A 16,263-nucleotide genomic window follows, 5' to 3' on the forward strand; every position below is an offset into this window, starting at 1 on the left:
GGTGGTCAGGAGGCGGCCTTTCCCAGGCCGTCACGGAAGAGACGGAGCACGTTGCCGCCCAGGACCCGCGCGATGTCGCCGTCGGCCCAGCCGCGCCGCAGCAGCGCCTCGGTCACCAGCGGAAGTCCGGCAGGACCTTCGAGGCCGGGCAGGAACTGGTCGGTGCGCACGCCTTCGATGACCGGGTGGGCGCAGCAGGGCGGGATCGTGTCATCCATGACCTCTTGGACGAAGTCCGGTCCGAGGCCGACGTGTTCGAGGCCCGCCACGTCCGCGAGGTGCTCGATGTGGTCGACGAGCCGGTCGAGGGTGTAGTCGCTCTCGTGGAGGAACGGGGCGAAGAAGTTCACGCACACCACGCCGCCGTTCGCGGCGGTCGCCTTCAACTGGTCGTCGGTGAGATTGCGGTGGTGGTCGCGCAGCGCACGCGCGGAGGAGTGCGTGGCGATGACCGGCTGGGTTGCCAGCTCCAGCACGTGGTCGACACCGGCGGCGCCGAGATGGCTGATGTCGAACATCATGCCGATGCGCTCCATCTCGGCGAGCGCGGCCACCCCCGCCCGGGTCAGCCGGCTCCCGGCCGCGTCCTCGCCACTGCCGTCAGCCAGCGGCGTACGTCCGAAGTGCGCGAGCGAGGCGATCCGTACGCCCAACCGGTAGAGGGTCTCCAGGAGTTCCACGTCCTCGGCGACGCCCGGCGCGCTCTCCAGGGCGAGCACGAGGGCGATCCTGCCGTCGTCCAGGGCGGCGTCCACCTCGGCGCCGTCGCCGCAGAGCCGGACCGCGTCGGCGTTTCCGGCCGCGAGGCGGTGCGCGGCCTCGATCATGCGCAGCGTCTGCCGCAGCGCGCCCTCGGGCCGGTAGGTGTCGTCGATGAACACGGGAAGGACTTGTACGTTGACGCCGCCCGCCACGAGTTGGGGCAGCCACTGCTCGCGGAAGAACCCGGGCCACTGGTCCACGGGCCTCGCGGTCACCGCGCAGAGCAGGTCGTTGTGGGTGTCGGCGACGATACTGCGCCGGTGCAGTTCGGCGGCGTGGCTCGGTGCCGTGGTCATGTTCGGGCTCCCTTCGGTTCTGCGGGTTCCCCCGCGAAATGGCATGCCGCCCGGTGCGGTCGCCGCTCGGCTCCCTGCGTGGGGTCGGCGGTGCGGCAGAGGTCGCGGCCGGCGTCGGCGAGGGGGCCGAGCGCGCAGCGCGGGTGGTAGCGGCAGCCGGGCGGCGGGCTGTGCGGGTCGCTCGGCTCTACGTCGACGGCCCCGGCGGTCCCGGCGGACCCAGCGCCACCGATGGCACCGTTGTCGTCGAACAGCGGAGTGTTCCAGGACGGTGCCGCGCTCAACAGCTCGCGCGTATAGGGGTGTTGAGGGTCGGAGAGCACCTGTTCGGCAGGGCCCGCCTCGACGATCCGCCCGAGGTACATGACGGCGATGATGTCGCTGAGATAGCGCACGATGGCGAGGTTGTGCGAGATGAACAGCATGGACAGACCCAGACGCCGCCGTACGTCGCGTACGAGGTTGAGCACGGCGCCCTGGACCGACACGTCGAGCGCGGAAGTGATCTCGTCGGCGATCACCACCTGAGGCTTCCCGGCCAACGCGCGGGCAAGCGCCACGCGTTGGCGCTGGCCGCCGGAGAGCTGGGCGGGCAGCGCCGTGGCCCGGTCCGGGTCGAGATTGACCAGTTCGAGGAGCCGTGCGACCTCGGCCCGTCTCTCCTTGGCCCGGTCGCCGCGCGGTATCGCCTCGCCGATCGACGCGCCGACGCTCATGCGGGGGTCCAGCGAGGAGTACGGGTCCTGGAACACCATCTGCAGCGGACGGCGCCCCGCAAGGTGCCGTACGTCGGTGCCGTCGAGCAGGACCCGCCCCGCGCTGACCGGCGCGAGGCCGACGGCGCTGCGGGCGAGCGTCGACTTCCCGGACCCCGACTCGCCCACGAGACCGACCACTTGACCGGACGGCACGGTCAGGCTGACTCCGTCCACGGCGGTGAGCCCGCCGCGCCGGCTCCCGTATCGCACACTCACCTCTTCAAAGACAAGCTCGCTCACGCGCCGCCTCCGGTGGTCTCGACATTGACATCGGTACTCGTACGGACGCCTGCGTCCTGGGGGTGCCAACAGGCCACGCGATGCGTGCCGCTGACGGCGCCCACGTCCACCGGCGCCGGATCCTCGGCAAGGCACCGCTCGTCCGCGAACGGGCAACGCGCGGCGAACGCGCAGCCCCCGCCCACCTGTCCGGGCTCCGGTGGCCGGCCTGGGATGACCGCGAGCGGCGCGTTTCGGTCGGTGTCGAGCGCGGGGACGGCGGAGAGGAGCGCCCGCGTGTAGGGGTGGCGCGCGGCTGAACGCAGGTCGGCGGTGGGCAGGTCCTCCACGATCCGCCCCGCGTACATGACCAGGACGCGGCGGCAGCTCTGCGCCACGACGGTGATGTCATGGCTGATCAGCAACAGCGCCGCCCGCTCGCCCTGTTGAGGGCCCCCGGCGGCCTCGTTCTCCCGCACCTGGGCGAGCAGCCGAAGCACCTGGCGCTGCACGGTGACGTCCAGCGCGGTGGTCGGCTCGTCGGCGATGACCAGGCGCGGCTCGCCCATCAGGCCCATGGCGATCATCGCCCGCTGCCGCATGCCGCCGGAGAACTCGTGCGGGTACTGGTGTGCCCGGCGCTCGGCCGCGGGCACCCGCACCCCGCGCAGCCGCTCGACGGCCCGCGCGAGCGCCTTGCTCCGCGAGAGGCCCTGATGCTGCTCGGACACCTCGGCGAGCTGGCGTCCGATCCGCCGGGTCGGGTTGAAGGACGTCATCGGATCCTGGAACACCAGCGCGAGCGACGTACCGAGAAGCCCGCGCACCTCGGCATCGGACGCCCCCAGGAGCGGCGTTCCGAGGAACTCCAGACGGGCCGCGGACACCACCCCCGGCGCCTCGATCAACCGGGAGACGCCGAGCGCGGTCAGGCTCTTCCCGGAGCCGGACTCACCGACCACGCCGACGGATTCCCCGGCACCGACGGTGAAGCTGACACCCCGCACCGGTGTCACCGGCCCCGCGGCTCCGGGGAAGGCGACGCGCAGATCCTCCACGACCAGTACGGGGTCGCACTCGGCCGACCCTGCCGCCCCCATCGGCTTCGGCTCGGGCTCGAACGCAGGCTTCGGCTTCGGCGAGGAACGCACCAAGGACGACGGCAGGCCGGAACGCGCCCCCACCACCCCCGCCACGGTCTCCCCGAACAGGTTGAACGCGAGCCCGGCCACCACCACCGCGACGCCCGGCGCGAGGGCCGCCGTGGGATTGACGTAGATCTGGTTGAGCCCCTCCCCGAGGAGCCGCCCCCAGTCGTAGTCCGGGGCCTGCACCCCGATGCCGAGGAACGAGAGCCCGGCGAAGGCGAGCAGCGCCATCCCCGCGCTGATCGTGGCGTTGACCACCAGCGGCTCGCCGATGTTGGGCAGCACGTGCCGTACGAGGAGCCGGATCCGCCCCACCCCGGCCACCCGCGCCGCCGCCACGAAGTCCCGCCCCGCGACCCCCGCGGCCAGCGTCTGCGTGAGGCGGGCGAACGCGGGCGCCATGGCGAGACCGATGGCGAGCACGGCCCCCTTGGCCCCGACCCCGAAGATCATGGCGAAGAACAGGGCGAGCAGCAGGCCGGGGAAGGCCACGGCGATGTTCACGGCCGAGGTCACGAGCCGCCCCGCCCACCGGGGCAGCACGGAAGGCGCCGTCCCCAGGAGCGTGCCGGTCACCACTCCGATCACCGTGGCCGTCACGGCGAGCAGGAGCGAGAGCCGCGTGGCGACCAGAACGCGGGCGAGGATGTCCCGCCCCAGGCTGTCGGTGCCGAGCAAGTGCGCGCCGGTCGGCCCCTGTTGGAGGGCGTCCACGTCCACCGCCGACGCCCGGTCGCCCCAGAGGACGGGCGCGAACAGGGCAAGCGCGATCAACAGCACCAGAAGCGCGGCGGAACATGCCCCCACGGGCGTCCGGACGACAGCCAGGATCTTGCTACCGGCGTTCCGCATGGCTCAGGCCTCCCGGATCGTCGAGCGCGGATCGAGCACGGCGAGCAACACGTCGACCAGCAGATTCACTGTCAGTACGCCGATCCCGTAGACGAGAACGATCCCCTGGACCACGGGGTAGTCCTTCTGCTGGATCGACTGCACGATCGTCGAGCCGAGGCCCGGCCACGCGAAGACGTTCTCCACCAGGACCGTCCCGGCCACCAGGCCGGTCAGGACGAGGCCGCCCATGGTCAGCGTCGCGGTGAGCGCGTTGGGCAGCGCGTGCCGTGCGTAGATCCGCCGTGCGGGCAGCCGCTTGGCGCGTGCCGTGCGGATGAAGTCGTCGCCGAGTACGGCCAGCATCTCGACCCGCACGATGCGCGCGAGGACGGCCGCGGGGCCGACGGCCAGCGCGAGCACGGGCAGCACGTACGAACTCAGGTCTCCGCGCCCGGCCACGGGGAACCACCCCAGATGGACCGAGAACACGTAGACGAGCCCGACCGCCAGCAGGAACTCGGGGATCGCCGCGAGGAGCACGCTGGTCGACGTGAACGCAAGTTCCCCGCCCCTGCGCCGGCCGCCCCGGGTCAGGACGGCCATCACCACGCCGACCGGAACCGCCACCACCATGGCGACGGCGAACGCCGCGAGGGCCAGTTGCGCCGTCGCGGGCAGGCGGTCACCGATCTGCTGCGACACCGGGAGGTTGCTCAGGACGGATGTGCCGAAGTCGCCGCCGCACACCGACCGCAGGTAGTGCAAGTACTGCGTGAGGAGACCGTCGTCGAGGCCGAGGGCCTGGCGCCGGGCGTTCACCGTCTCCACGGGCGCCGTCATGCCGAGCGCGGACCGCACCGGATCCCCGGGCATCAGATGGATCATCACGAAGGCGGCGGTCACCACCACCCACAGCGACACCACGAACCGCCCGAGCCGCCGTCCGAAGAAGGACAGCCACGGGCTTCCCAGCACTCGCGCCGGCGCACCTGGTGGTGCGGGCCTGGCAACCACAGTGGACACCGGCATCGACCTCCGTCGGACTCCGTGTCGGAACCCAGCGAGTGTCGCGCCGGTCAGGGAGCGGGCGATTCGTCCCCGCGCACAAGAAGAAGCGGCCGGCTTGTGCCACAGGACAAGCCGGTCAGGCCGCCGTGGGGCCCGTCGTCGTCCAGCCGGGGGCCTGCGGGTGCGCGGTGAGGTCGGCGTGGCGGACCTGATCGCCGCAGGCCGCGCAGGTCACGACCGGGAGCATCTCGTGGCCGCAGACGTGCTCGATGACCATCGGGCGGTCGTCGTCCTCGCGGAGGTGGCGGTCGCCCCAGGCCATCAGGGTCATCAGGACCGGCTCCAGTTCGAGGCCGGCCTGCGTGGGCCGGTACTGGAAGCGCTGCGGGCGTTCGCTGTAGGCGACCTTCTCCAGGACGCCGGCGTCCACCAGGCGGCGCAGGCGCGTCGCGAGGATGTCGCGCGGGGCGCCGATGTTGCGCACCAGTTGGTCGAAGCGTCCGTTGCCGAGGCAGACCTCGCGCAGGACGAGCAGGGAGTACTTCTCGCCGACCAGGGCGAGAGCGTCGGCGATCGAGCAGGGGCGCGCATCCTTCATGCGGGCAGTCTAGGGGAGGGTTTGTTTTTCCAACTCACCGGGCTATGGTGAGTCCAGATTTCCTACTCACTGGTAATCGCCAGGGGGAGTCAGGGGCAGGCGCCTCGTGCTGCCCTCCCCGGCGCTCCAGGCCCCTGGCCCTCTAGGAGGACCGCACCATGCGTGACGCCGTCATCGTCGAAGCCGTACGCACCCCGGTCGGCAAGGGGAAGCCGAACGGCTCCCTCGCCCACATCCACCCGGTCGAACTCCTCGCCCACACCCTGCGCACCCTCGTGGAGCGCACGGGCATCGACCCCGCGCAGGTCGACGACGTGATCGGCGGCTGCGTCGACCAGGTCGCCGAGCAGGCCATGAACACCACCCGTTACGCCGTCCTTTCCGCGGGCTTCCCGGAGTCGGTGCCCGCGACCACCGTCGACCGCCAGTGCGGCTCGTCCCAGCAGGCCGTGCACTTCGCCGCGCAGGGCGTCATCTCCGGGGCGTACGACATGGCAGTCGCCTGCGGTGTGGAGTCGATGAGCCGCGTCCCGATGTGGTCGAACGTCCCGGCGGGCGCCGACCCCTTCGGGCCCGGCGTGGCCCGGCGCTTCCCCGAAGGGCTCGTCCCGCAGGGCATCAGCGCCGAACTCATCGCCGCCAAGTGGTCCATCAGCCGCGAGCGGATGGACGCCTTCGCGACGACCTCGCACCAGCGGGCGGCGCGGGCCTGGGACCAGGGCCTCTTCGACGCGGAGGTCGCCCCGATCGACGGCGTCACCCGCGACGAGTCCGTACGCCCCACCACCACCCCGGAGATACTCGCGGGCCTGAAGCCCGCCTACGAGGACCCCGGCTTCGGCGAGCGCTTTCCCCAGATCGACTGGTCCGTCACGGCGGGCAACACCAGCCCCACCAATGACGGGGCGTCCGCCGTCCTCATCACCACCAGCGAGAACGCCGCACGGCTCGGTCTGCGCCCGCTCGCCCGGCTGCACAGCTTCGCCGTCACCGGATCCGACCCGCTCCTGATGCTCACCGGCATCCTGCCCGCCACCGAAAAGGTGCTGCGCAACGCTTCGTTGAGCCTCGGCGACATCGACCTCTTCGAGGTCAACGAAGCCTTCGCCAGCGTCGTGCTCGCCTGGCTGCAGGAGACCGGAGCCGACCCTGAGAAGGTGAATGTGCACGGCGGGGCGATCTCGTTGGGACATCCCCTGGGCGCCAGTGGCACGCGTCTCATGACCACCCTCGTCCACGCCATGCGGGCCCGCGGCGCGCGCTATGCGTTGCAGACCATGTGCGAGGCGGGTGGACTCGCGAACGCCACCGTCCTCGAAGCGTTGTAGCGGGGCCCTACCGGCCTCGGAGCTGATGGCGCTTGAACCACGCCACCAGCGCCCCCGCAAGACCCGTCACCGCGATGAAGCCCATCGCGACGAGGAAAGCGGGGGACGTCGGCGTCGACGCGCGGGCGCCCGCGACGACGTACGCGGCGGTGTTCGGGATCGACCCCAGGCCGGTGGCGAGCAGGAACGGCAGCCACCCCATGCGGGACACCGCCGCGCAGTAGTTGGCGGCCGCGAAAGGCACCCCGGGAAACAGCCGCGCCGCCAGCATCGACCGGAAGCCGTGCCTGCTCAGCTGCCCGTCGGCAGCCTTCAGCCAGCGTCCACGGAGCAGCGGGCGCAGCGCGTCCTGCCCCAGCATCCTGCCGAGCCCGAACGCGATCCCGGAGCCGAGGACCGTGCCCGCGATCGCCGCGGTGAGGCCCGCCTGCGAACCGAACAGGGCGCCCGCCGCCAGATTGAGCAGCGGACGCGGCACGAACGCGGTGGTGCACAGGCCGTACGCGACGGCGAACACCGTCACGGCGGCGACACCGCCCAGTTGCCGGAGCCCTCCGTCGGACAGGAGCCGCTGGGGCTCGAAGAGCAGCACGCACGTCCCTGCCGCCGCGAGCAGCACCACCAGCAGAGACAGCCGCGACCAGGGTGAGAGCAGGGCCCTGGTGCAGCGCACGGCGAGGCCTTGCGGGCGGGCGGCGGCGGTGTCGAGCATCCGGGGAGACTAACCGACAAATGTGTGTGATCGCCGTATGGTGCGTCTCATGAGCGTCACAGTCTCAGGACGCGTCTCATGAGCGTCACAGTCCCGCACAGCGACTTGGCGGACACCGTCATGGAGCGGCTCACGGCGGCGTACCCGATGGCGGCCGATCCGGTGCGGGCCGCGCAGGCACAGGCGTACATGAAGAACATCGCTCCCTTCCTGGGCCTGCCGTCGCCACTGCGCCGCGAGCTGTCCCGCACGGTCCTCGCCGGGCTGCCGAGCCCCGACGAGGCGGACTGCACGGCGATCGCGCTGCGCTGCTGGGAGCTGCCGGAGCGCGAGTACGCCTACTTCACCGTCGACTATCTGCGCCGCCACGTGAAGCGGCTGTCCTCCGGCTTCCTGCCCGTCACCCGCCACCTCGTCACCACCGTCTCCTGGTGGGACACGGTCGACGCGCTCGCCGCGCACGTCGTGGGCGGCCTGGTCGCCGCCGACCCGAAGCTCAAGGCCGAGATGGACGCCTGGATCGAGGACGAGGACCTGTGGGTGGCCCGCACCGCCCTCCTCCACCAGCTCCGGCACAAGGACACCACCGACGTCGAACGCCTCTTCGCCTACTGCCTGCGCCAGTCGGGGCACCCCGACTTCTTCATCCGCAAGGCCATCGGCTGGTGCCTGCGCGAGTACGCCAAGACCGATCCGGAGGCCGTACGCGGCTTCGTCGAGCGGGAGCGCGGGCGCCTGGCGCCGCTCTCGGTGCGCGAGGCGCTGAAGAACCTCTGAGCGCACCGGACTTCACGAGTCAATCCCGCCACCACCCGGCGAAAACCATTCGACGTACCCCCACCCGTGGGCAAGGATCTGCGACATGTCCCGGTACGTCTTCCTCGCAGCTCCGACCGCGGTCGCGGTCGCTGCGAAGACTGCCGTCCTCCTCTGCGCCGCACCTCCTGTCGACGGCGCCCGACGCTGACCCTCCCCGGACACTCCGGCTGACCCCATAGGGGGAGGGTCGGTTCGGCCCCGGGGTCTTCAGCTTCGAGTTCCGGAGAAGGAACCGCCATGTCCAAGACGGCATACGTCCGCACGAAACCGCACCTCAACATCGGCGCGATGGGCCACGTCGACCACGGCAGGACCATCCTGACCGCCGCCATCACCAAGGTCCTCAGCGAGCGGGGCACCGGCACGTTCGTGCCCTTCGGCCCCATCGACCGCGCCCCCGAGGAGGCGCGGCGCGGCAGCACCGTCAACATCGCGCACGCGGACATGCCGGGCCACGCCGACTACGTCAAGAACATGGTCACCGGCGTCGCGCAGCTGGACGGGGCGATCCTCGTCGTCTCCGCGCTCGACGGGATCATGCCGCAGACCGCCGAGCACGTCCTGCTCGCCCGCCAGGTCGGCGTGGACCACATCGTGGTCGCGCTCAACAAGGCGGACGCGGGCGACGAGGAGCGCACCGACCTCGTCGAGCTCGAGGTGCGCGATCTGCTCACCGCGCACGGGTACGAGGGCGGCTCCGTTCCGGTCGTACGGGTCTCGGGGCTGAGGGCGCTGGAGGGCGACCCGCGGTGGGCCGCCGCCATCGAGGCGCTGCTCGACGCGGTGGACACCTATGTGCCCATGCCCGAGCGGTACGTCGACGCGCCCCTTCTGCTCTCGGTGGAGAACGTGCTCACCATCACCGGGGTGGGGGACGTAGGGGGTTTCACGTTCCGAATGGAGTGTGGCGGATGCGTCGCGGGGCTACGGGCCGCAGGGGTGAGGGATTGGCCCTTCGATCAGTAGCCGTAGATCATCTTGTAGGCGACATCGGGGAGGAACTGTCCGGCCGAAGAGCCGCTTCCAGCGCCGCAGTTGCCGTCGGACTCACCCGGAACCTTGATCCACAGGAGCATCTCGGCGCCGCCCCCCCCAGCTGGGTGGGGGTGCCGATTCGGCGGCCTGAGGGATTGCACCACTGGCCGTTGGAAAGGGGAGGAAGGAGCCCCCGGGCCGGAAGGGCCCCGGGGGCGCGTCGTGCCGTACGTGTGTCAGGCCTTGCGGGTTACGGGGCGGTACCCCAAAGGAGTTGGCCGCCGGAGTAGACGCCGATCTTTGGTGCGTCCGTGTAGGTGCTCGCGGTGCCGTGGCTGTAGTCGTCGGCCTCGTTGAGGTTCGACCAGTCGCTGCGGTGCAGCCGCAGTTGGATGTCGCCGGTGGAGGCGCCCGCGGCGAGTGTGCCGTTGGTGACGTTGACCTTCAGGTAGCGGTTGGCCCCGGTCGTCGTGCCGTTCGTCGATACCGAGTGGGTGAGGTTCGAGCAGCCGATCTGTGCCCAGTCGCACCAGGTGGTGTACGAGGAGGCCGGGTCGTCGAACCAGTAGCGGATCTCGACGTCCTTCAGACTCTGCGCGCTGCTCCCGGTGTTGACCACCCGCAGGTTCATCCCGATGGCGTTGTCCGTCAGGCCCGTATTGGCGGTCTTGTACTGCACCTTCAGATTGCCGGTGCCCGTCCCACCCCCCGAAGTCGTCGTGCCGGCGACCTGCGCGGACTGGGCCGAGGCGTTCCCGGCCGCGTCCCGCGCCCGCACCTTGTACTGGTAGGTGGTGGAGGCGGTCAGAGCGCTGTCGGTGTACGTCGTGCCGCCGGTGGAGCCGACGAGGGTCCCGTTGCGGTACACGTCGTACGACGCGACGCCCACGTTGTCCGTCGAGGCGGTCCAGGACAGTGACACCGACGACGAGGTGGCGCCCGTCGTCTTCAGCCCCGCCGGGACGCTCGGCGCCTCGGTGTCGGGGCCCGGGTCTCCGCCGCCGTTCAGCGGCGGGTAGGCGTTGGTCAGCAGCATCTGGAACTGTGCGGAGAACCAGTGGCCGGCCAGCGGGGCGTTGGCCATGGCGCCGGTCGGATTGTTGCCGTTGCGTGCGTTGCCCTCGTAGGTCGGGTCGCACATCCGGTCGAAGCCCTTGCCCTCGTCGTTGTCGATGGGCTGGCTGTTGCCGTCCGACTCGCCCGGGGGCTTGGCCCACACGTACGCGTCGATGCCCGGCTCGGGCGCGGTCCGCGGGCGTTCGCCGACTCCGGCTCCCTGCTGGTTGCACCAGTTGCCGGTGTGGATGCGGCGGTCCACCTTGCCGCCGTCGACGTAGGCGTCGACGGAGGTCTGCGGGCCGGGTCCTGTGGGTCGTGCGGTGCCGCCCCAGCCGTTGCGTGCGGTGTCGATGAGCATGCCGAGGCCGGGGTTGAAGCCGCCGCGGCTGACCAGGCGCTCACGCAGTGCCTGGGCGAAGCCCAGCTCGTCGACGTAGTAGTTCCAGTCGACCCACTTGGACTGGCGCACGGTGGTGCCGTTCACCGAGTCGGTGACCTTGAAGTTCGGCTCGTGCAGCGCCCCGTAGTTGGCGGTGTTGACGATGAAGCCGGTGACGTCGTCGACCGTCGCGCCCTCGGTGGTGGCGGCCTTCTTGAACTGGTCCACCGCCGGGTCGAAGTTGGTGTCCCAGCCGAGCCAGCCGTGGTGTCCCGCGTCGATGTAGTTGTAGACGTTGGGGATGTCGCCGAGCTTGTTCAGCGCGTAGCCGACGCCCTTCTCGTACGACCCCAGCTCCTTCACGTGCCGGCAGGCCTCCGTGGCGCCGGCCGCGCTGCCCGCGTTGGTGACCATGTTGGGCAGCGAGTCCGGCTCGATCAGCGCCGAGATCCGCAGGGCCGCGTACTTCGGGTCGGCGAGGATCGCCGCTATCGGGTCGATGTACTCCGACTTGTACCGGCCGAGCTCCTCCGCCTTCAGCTCGCCGTTGGAGGCGAGCGCGGAGCAGTCGCGGCCCGGCAGGTCGTAGATGACGACCTGGAAGAGCGTGGCGCCCTGCGTCAGCGCGGTGTCGAGGTGGGCGCGCAGGCCACGGCCGTTGGAGGTGCCGGTGATCGCGGCGATCCGGTCCATCCAGACGAAGCTGGGCTCGTCGGCGATGACGGAGCCGCCCGGCTCGGCCTTCGCCTTGGCGGACCAGTCGGGGTTGACGTACGGCTTGGCGCCCACGTACGGGTTGTCGACGCGGGCCGCCGCGGCCGCAGAGGCCGGTGCGGTAGGCAGCGCGACGCTGAGCGCGGCGCCCATGGCGAGCGCAGGCAGCAGCGCCGCGAGCCTTCTGAAGCGGCTCTTGCGTCTGAGGTGCATGGTGGTGTTCATCGTTGCTTGGTGTTCCTCTCGGATGAGGGTGTGCGGGGGTTGATCAGGGCGCGGTGCCCCACAGGAGTTGGCCGTCGGAGTAGACGCCGATCTTTGGTGCGTCCGTGTAGGTGCTCGCGGTGCCGTGGCTGTAGTCGTCGGCTTCGTTGAGGTTCGACCAGTCGCTGCGGTGCAGCCGCAGCTGGATGTCGCCGGTGGAGGCGCCCGCGGCGAGTGTGCCGCTGGTGACGTTGACCTTCAGGTAGCGATTGGCCCCGGTGGTCGTGCCGTTCGTCGACACCGAGTGGGTGAGGTTGGAGCAGCCGATCTGCGCCCAGTCGCACCAGGTGGTGTACGAGGAGGCCGAGTCGTCGAACCAGTAGCGGATCTCGACGTCCTTCAGACTTTGCGCACTGCTCCCGGTGTTGACCACCCGCAGGTTCATCCCGATGGCGTTGTCCGTCAGGCCCGTATTGGCGGTCTTGTACTGCACCTTCAGGTTGCCGGGTCCGGTCCCGCCGCCGGGCTCAGTGGTGACGCTCACCGGACCGGCGGGCGGCGAGGCGTTCCCGGCTGCGTCCCGGGCGCGCACGGTGTAGCTGTACGCGGTGGACGCCGTCAGTCCCGTGTCGGTGTACGTCGTGCCGCCGGTGGAGCCGACGCGCGTGCTGCCGCGGTAGACGTCGTACGACGTGACGCCGACGTCGTCCGTGGCGGGATCCCAGGCCAGCGAGGCGGACGACGAACTCGCCCCGGTGGACCGCAGGTTGCGGGGCGCGGTCGGCGCCGTGGTGTCCCCGCCGCCCGAGCCCTTACTGGCGTCGAACGAGAAGGAGTTCACGCCAAGACCCTGGCCGCCCTGCCAGATCTCGAAGCCGGCCTCGGCGTCGATCAGGTAGTGCGCGGGGTTGATCTGGCCGCGTGCGGTGGCGTCGTCGACGAGGTCCTTCACGTCGAGGTCGGTCACCGCGGTGGCGCCGCCCTGCAACACGTACGAGATGACCTTCCACCCGGACGCCCCAGGACCGGTCCACACGTCCCACGTCCGGCCGTCCGCGGTGATCGTCGCCGTTCGGGAGCCGATGGGCTGGACGCCGCCGCGGTGGTTGATCCAGATCATCAACTCGGTGCCGTCCGGCTGATCGTCGGTGGTGGGCGTGGAGTTGAACCACAGGTCGTACGCGGCGTTCCAGGCACCGGAGGCGACCTGCGTGGTGTCGAACGTCGAGCGGGCGCTGCCCAGTTCGCTCACTCGGATCGGCAGACCGCTGTTCGCGGTGCACGCGCCCCAGTGGCAGCCCTTGTAGCTGGACGGGTAGGTGGCGGGCGGCCCCGCCGTGGTGAGCGAGAAGTTCGCCTCGGTCAACTTCCAGGCGCCGGTCGCGGTGTCCACGCTGACGCACTGGCGGGCCGAGGAGTTCCACTCGTTCTGCTGGTACGTGTACGCGCCGTCCTGCATCTCGGTGGTGCCCCACTGGGTGCAGTCGGTGACCGGCGCGGCCGCCGCCGGGCCCGCCCCGGTGAACAGCGCGAGCCCGGCTAGCAGGATGCCCGCGGCGGTGGCGGCGAGGGCGCCGCGCAGGTGTCGTCCCCTCACGGCGCCGTCCCCCAGACGAGCTCGCCGCCGACATACGCGGTGATCTTGGAGGCGTCCGCGAAGGACGCGTTGGTGCCGCGGCTGTAGTCGTCGGCCTCGTTGAAGTTCGACCAGTCGCTCTTGTGCACGCGCAGCTGTATCTCGCCGGAGTCGCCGCCCGCGGCGACGCTGCCCGCGCCGGCGCTGAAGCCGACCTCCAGGTAGCGGTCCGCGCCGGTCTTCGGGCTGCTCATGGCGACCACCCGGTGGGTGATGTTGGCGGCGCCGAGCATCGCCCAGTCGCACCAGGTGGTGTACGTGGACGGGCCGCCGTCGCCGGTGAAGTAGTAGCGGACGGTCACCGTGGACAGGCTGAGCGCGCCGCCGCCGGTGTTGCCGACCTTCAGGGACATGCGCAGGGCGTTGTCGGTGGCGTTGGAATCGGTGCTCTTGTACTGGACCTTGGCCCCGCCCGTACCGCCGCCGGCTTTGGTGGTGCCGGTGACCTCGGCGGACAGTGCGGAGGCGTTGCCCGCGGCGTCGCGGGCGGCGACCCGGTAGCGGTATGCGGTGGCGGCCGAGAGCCCCGTGTCGGTGTAGGTGGCCGCGGTCGGGGTGCCGACCGGGGTGCCGTCGCGGTAGACGTCGTACGCCGCGACGCCGGTGTCGTCGGTGGACGCCGTCCAGCTCAGCGACACGCTGGTGCCGGTCGTCGCCGTCACCGTCAGGCCGGTCGGGACGGTCGGCGCGGTGGTGTCGCCGCCGCCGGGGCCGCCCTCGTCGCCGAGGAGCTCGGCGTACGAGGCGAAGGAGAGCGCCAGCGCCGCCTGCGCCCAGAAGCGGTGGTACGTGAAGACCGGCGGGGCGCCGCCGTCGAGGTACGTCTGCACCTTCGACCAGCCCGGCTCCTGCTTGAGCCACGGCCGCATCCCGATGAAGGTCGTACCGGAGCCAAGCTTCACGCCCTGCGGGGAGGTGCCGGACCAGCCCGCCGGGAAGTACACCGGGTCGTCGAAGCGGTCGTAGTCGCGGCGGGTCTCGGGGACGGCGATGCCCTTGGCGTCGGCGTGCTCGGCCATGGCGTCGAGCAGGGACTTGGCGAGTCCGGCGGCGTCGGCGTCCCCGGACTTCGCGGCGTAATAGATCAGCGTCATGGACAGCGCCGCGCCCACGCCGACGTCGTCGCCGTAGTCGACGACCGATACGTGCAGGCCGGTGTTGGCGCCGGGGCTCGTGGCGTTCCAGGTGTCGGGGGCGCCGGACCACTTGAGGGTGGCGGGGAAGCGGTAGCTGCCGTCGGCGCCGACGGTGGTCTCCTCGGAGGCCCAGGCCACCCACTTGTCGAGGACCGCCTTGGCGGTCGCGTTGTTGGTGACGTAGTAGTACTGGGCGACGCGCTCCATGCACCAGACCTGGAAGCCGAACCAATTGTTGCTCGGCGGGTCGTGGTAGACGGGCTGCCAGTCGTACGCCATGCCGTAGAAGGTCGGTGTGCCAGCCGGCGGGGTGCCGTACTGGCCGTCCCAGCTGTTGGAGCAGCCGCCGGCGAGCGCGCCCTCGGTGGACTGCAGCCAGCGCAGGAACTCCAGCTGCCGGGTGAGCGACTTCTGCCAATCGCCCTTCGCTGTCGGTGACTTGGGGGTGAGGGCGGGGACGGTGGACAGCGCCCAGGCGGCGAGTGGGTTCTGGTAGCCCTGGTGGGCGATGCCGTCACCGATGCGCCAGGCCCAGCCGCCGCCGGTGCCCGCGGAGCCGCCCCAGGCGTAGTACCAGGACAGCAGGTAGTGCTGGGCATCGCGGCCGGAGGCGGGCTGGCAGCCGGTCGGGCTGGTGCAGTTGCCGATTTTCTTGAAGTACTTGTCGAACATCGAGTAGCGCAGGTAGTCGCCCATCTTCGCGGCCTTGGCCACGGAGGAGGAGACCTGGCTCGCCTTGCCCTGCGCCGTGGCCCACGTCAGCGCCCAGTACGCGGCCTGCACGGCGCGCGCGTCGGCGTCGGGGGCGTTGGTGTACTTCCACTGCTTCGCGTACGAGGCGTCCTTGACGAAGAGGTCGAGGTAGCCGTTGGGGCCGCCGTACTTGAAGAGGTCGGTGCTGGGCTGCGGGATGGTCTCCCAGACCGACTCCTGCGCGCCGCGCTGGTAGCTGTTGATGAAGGACGCCATCTTGCCGGGGCCGAGCTCGTCGCCGGTGCCTGGCTTGTTGCCGAAGCCGTAGACGTTGTCGAGGTCCATCAGCCAGTGCATGCCGTAGACGTCCATCGTCCCGTACGCGGAGGCGAGTTCGGTGGCGATGGGGTCGGCGCCGACGGAGACGGAGGAGTTCAGCTCGGACGGGTAGCTGGTGACCTGCGGGTGCTCGGGCGCGTAGGTGGCAGGCTTGGAGGGGGTGTACGAGTCGTTGGTGGGCTGGTCGATGTGCGGCGGGATGATCGAGGCCTCGGCGACCTCCCAGGACTTGTTGAACGGGGCCCAGTCGCCGGTGATCCGGCCGTACGCCGCCTCCAGCCAGATCCAGAAGCTGAACGCCTCGGAGGTCGTCTGGTGGCCGTGGTCGGGAGCCTCGACGATCAGGGTCTCGGCGCAGTGGTACGGGATGCCGTCCGGGCTGAAGTAGCCGCTGGCCGGGTTCTTGATCTTGTTGTACTGAGTGAGGAAGGCCTCCGTGTAGGGGCCGTCGGCGGCGGCCGCTTGTGCGGCGGACCCGGCCGGGGCATCGGCAGCCTGGGCGAACGCCTGCCCGGCGCCGAGGGCGACGAGCGCGCCGCCGGTCACGCCGACGAAGGAACGCCGGGAGAGTAATGCGGATCTTTCGGATCTTTCGGGCATCTCGGGGTGTGCGGACACAGGTCCTCCAAGAGGGGGTCCGGGTGGG

Annotated in this window: 11 protein-coding genes and 2 pseudogenes; 3 read left to right on the forward strand and 10 right to left on the reverse strand. The window is 70.8% G+C overall.

The window, feature by feature from the left end; genetic code table 11:
• Positions 1-5: 5 nt before the first annotated feature.
• The 5 genes from ACWGI2_RS20995 to ACWGI2_RS21015 all read right to left on the reverse strand — a co-directional run bounded on the left by ACWGI2_RS20995 (position 6) and on the right by ACWGI2_RS21015 (position 5,623).
• Positions 6-1,058: a dipeptidase gene (locus tag ACWGI2_RS20995; protein ID WP_453696846.1), complete on the reverse strand. Its 1,053-nt coding sequence runs from the start codon at positions 1,056-1,058 to the stop codon at positions 6-8.
• Positions 1,055-2,056, reverse strand: coding sequence for an ABC transporter ATP-binding protein (locus ACWGI2_RS21000; RefSeq protein WP_453696848.1), 1,002 nt, complete (start codon positions 2,054-2,056; stop codon positions 1,055-1,057). The genes ACWGI2_RS20995 and ACWGI2_RS21000 overlap by 4 nt, the downstream gene beginning before the upstream one ends.
• Complete coding sequence (locus ACWGI2_RS21005; RefSeq protein WP_453696849.1) at positions 2,053-4,035, reverse strand: dipeptide/oligopeptide/nickel ABC transporter permease/ATP-binding protein; 1,983 nt, start codon at positions 4,033-4,035, stop codon at positions 2,053-2,055. Before ACWGI2_RS21005 ends, ACWGI2_RS21000 begins: the two co-directional genes overlap by 4 nt.
• A 3-nt stretch (positions 4,036-4,038) precedes the next feature.
• Complete coding sequence (locus ACWGI2_RS21010; protein WP_453399978.1) at positions 4,039-4,992, reverse strand: ABC transporter permease; 954 nt, start codon at positions 4,990-4,992, stop codon at positions 4,039-4,041.
• Between the two features lie 169 nt (positions 4,993-5,161).
• Entirely contained in the window at positions 5,162-5,623 is a 462-nt protein-coding gene (locus ACWGI2_RS21015) for a winged helix-turn-helix transcriptional regulator (protein ID WP_453399977.1), read from the reverse strand.
• A 158-nt stretch (positions 5,624-5,781) separates the two neighbouring features.
• On the opposite strand from ACWGI2_RS21015, the gene ACWGI2_RS21020 reads away from it, so the two are divergent.
• Positions 5,782-6,951: a thiolase family protein gene (locus tag ACWGI2_RS21020; protein ID WP_453696851.1), complete on the forward strand. Its 1,170-nt coding sequence runs from the start codon at positions 5,782-5,784 to the stop codon at positions 6,949-6,951.
• A 7-nt stretch (positions 6,952-6,958) separates the two neighbouring features.
• Here the strand turns inward: ACWGI2_RS21020 and ACWGI2_RS21025 are convergent, their stop codons facing one another.
• Positions 6,959-7,663, reverse strand: coding sequence for a TVP38/TMEM64 family protein (locus tag ACWGI2_RS21025; protein WP_453399975.1), 705 nt, complete (start codon positions 7,661-7,663; stop codon positions 6,959-6,961).
• Positions 7,664-7,741: 78 nt separating this feature from the next.
• On the opposite strand from ACWGI2_RS21025, the gene ACWGI2_RS21030 reads away from it, so the two are divergent.
• Together ACWGI2_RS21030 and ACWGI2_RS21035 are read left to right on the forward strand one after the other, a co-directional pair.
• Positions 7,742-8,440 (forward strand): DNA alkylation repair protein, encoded by a 699-nt coding sequence (locus ACWGI2_RS21030; RefSeq protein WP_453696852.1) that lies wholly within the window; start codon positions 7,742-7,744, stop codon positions 8,438-8,440.
• A 279-nt stretch (positions 8,441-8,719) separates the two neighbouring features.
• Positions 8,720-9,361, forward strand: a pseudogene (locus tag ACWGI2_RS21035) (GTP-binding protein); the annotation flags it as partial.
• Between the two features lie 80 nt (positions 9,362-9,441).
• Here the strand turns inward: ACWGI2_RS21035 and ACWGI2_RS21040 are convergent.
• From ACWGI2_RS21040 to ACWGI2_RS21055, 4 genes and pseudogenes are all read right to left on the reverse strand, one after another.
• A pseudogene (locus ACWGI2_RS21040) lies at positions 9,442-9,632 on the reverse strand (glycoside hydrolase family 6 protein); the annotation flags it as partial.
• A 75-nt stretch (positions 9,633-9,707) separates the two neighbouring features.
• Entirely contained in the window at positions 9,708-11,762 is a 2,055-nt protein-coding gene (locus ACWGI2_RS21045; RefSeq protein ID WP_453697683.1) for a glycoside hydrolase family 6 protein, read from the reverse strand.
• A gap of 115 nt (positions 11,763-11,877) precedes the next feature.
• On the reverse strand, positions 11,878-13,410 hold the full coding sequence (locus ACWGI2_RS21050) for a GH12 family glycosyl hydrolase domain-containing protein (protein WP_453696854.1): 1,533 nt from the start codon (positions 13,408-13,410) through the stop codon (positions 11,878-11,880).
• Positions 13,407-16,163: a glycoside hydrolase family 48 protein gene (locus ACWGI2_RS21055; RefSeq protein WP_453696855.1), complete on the reverse strand. Its 2,757-nt coding sequence runs from the start codon at positions 16,161-16,163 to the stop codon at positions 13,407-13,409. Before ACWGI2_RS21055 ends, ACWGI2_RS21050 begins: the two co-directional genes overlap by 4 nt.
• Between the last annotated feature and the right edge of the window lie 100 nt (positions 16,164-16,263).

The organism is Streptomyces sp. NPDC054866 (assembly GCF_053610745.1).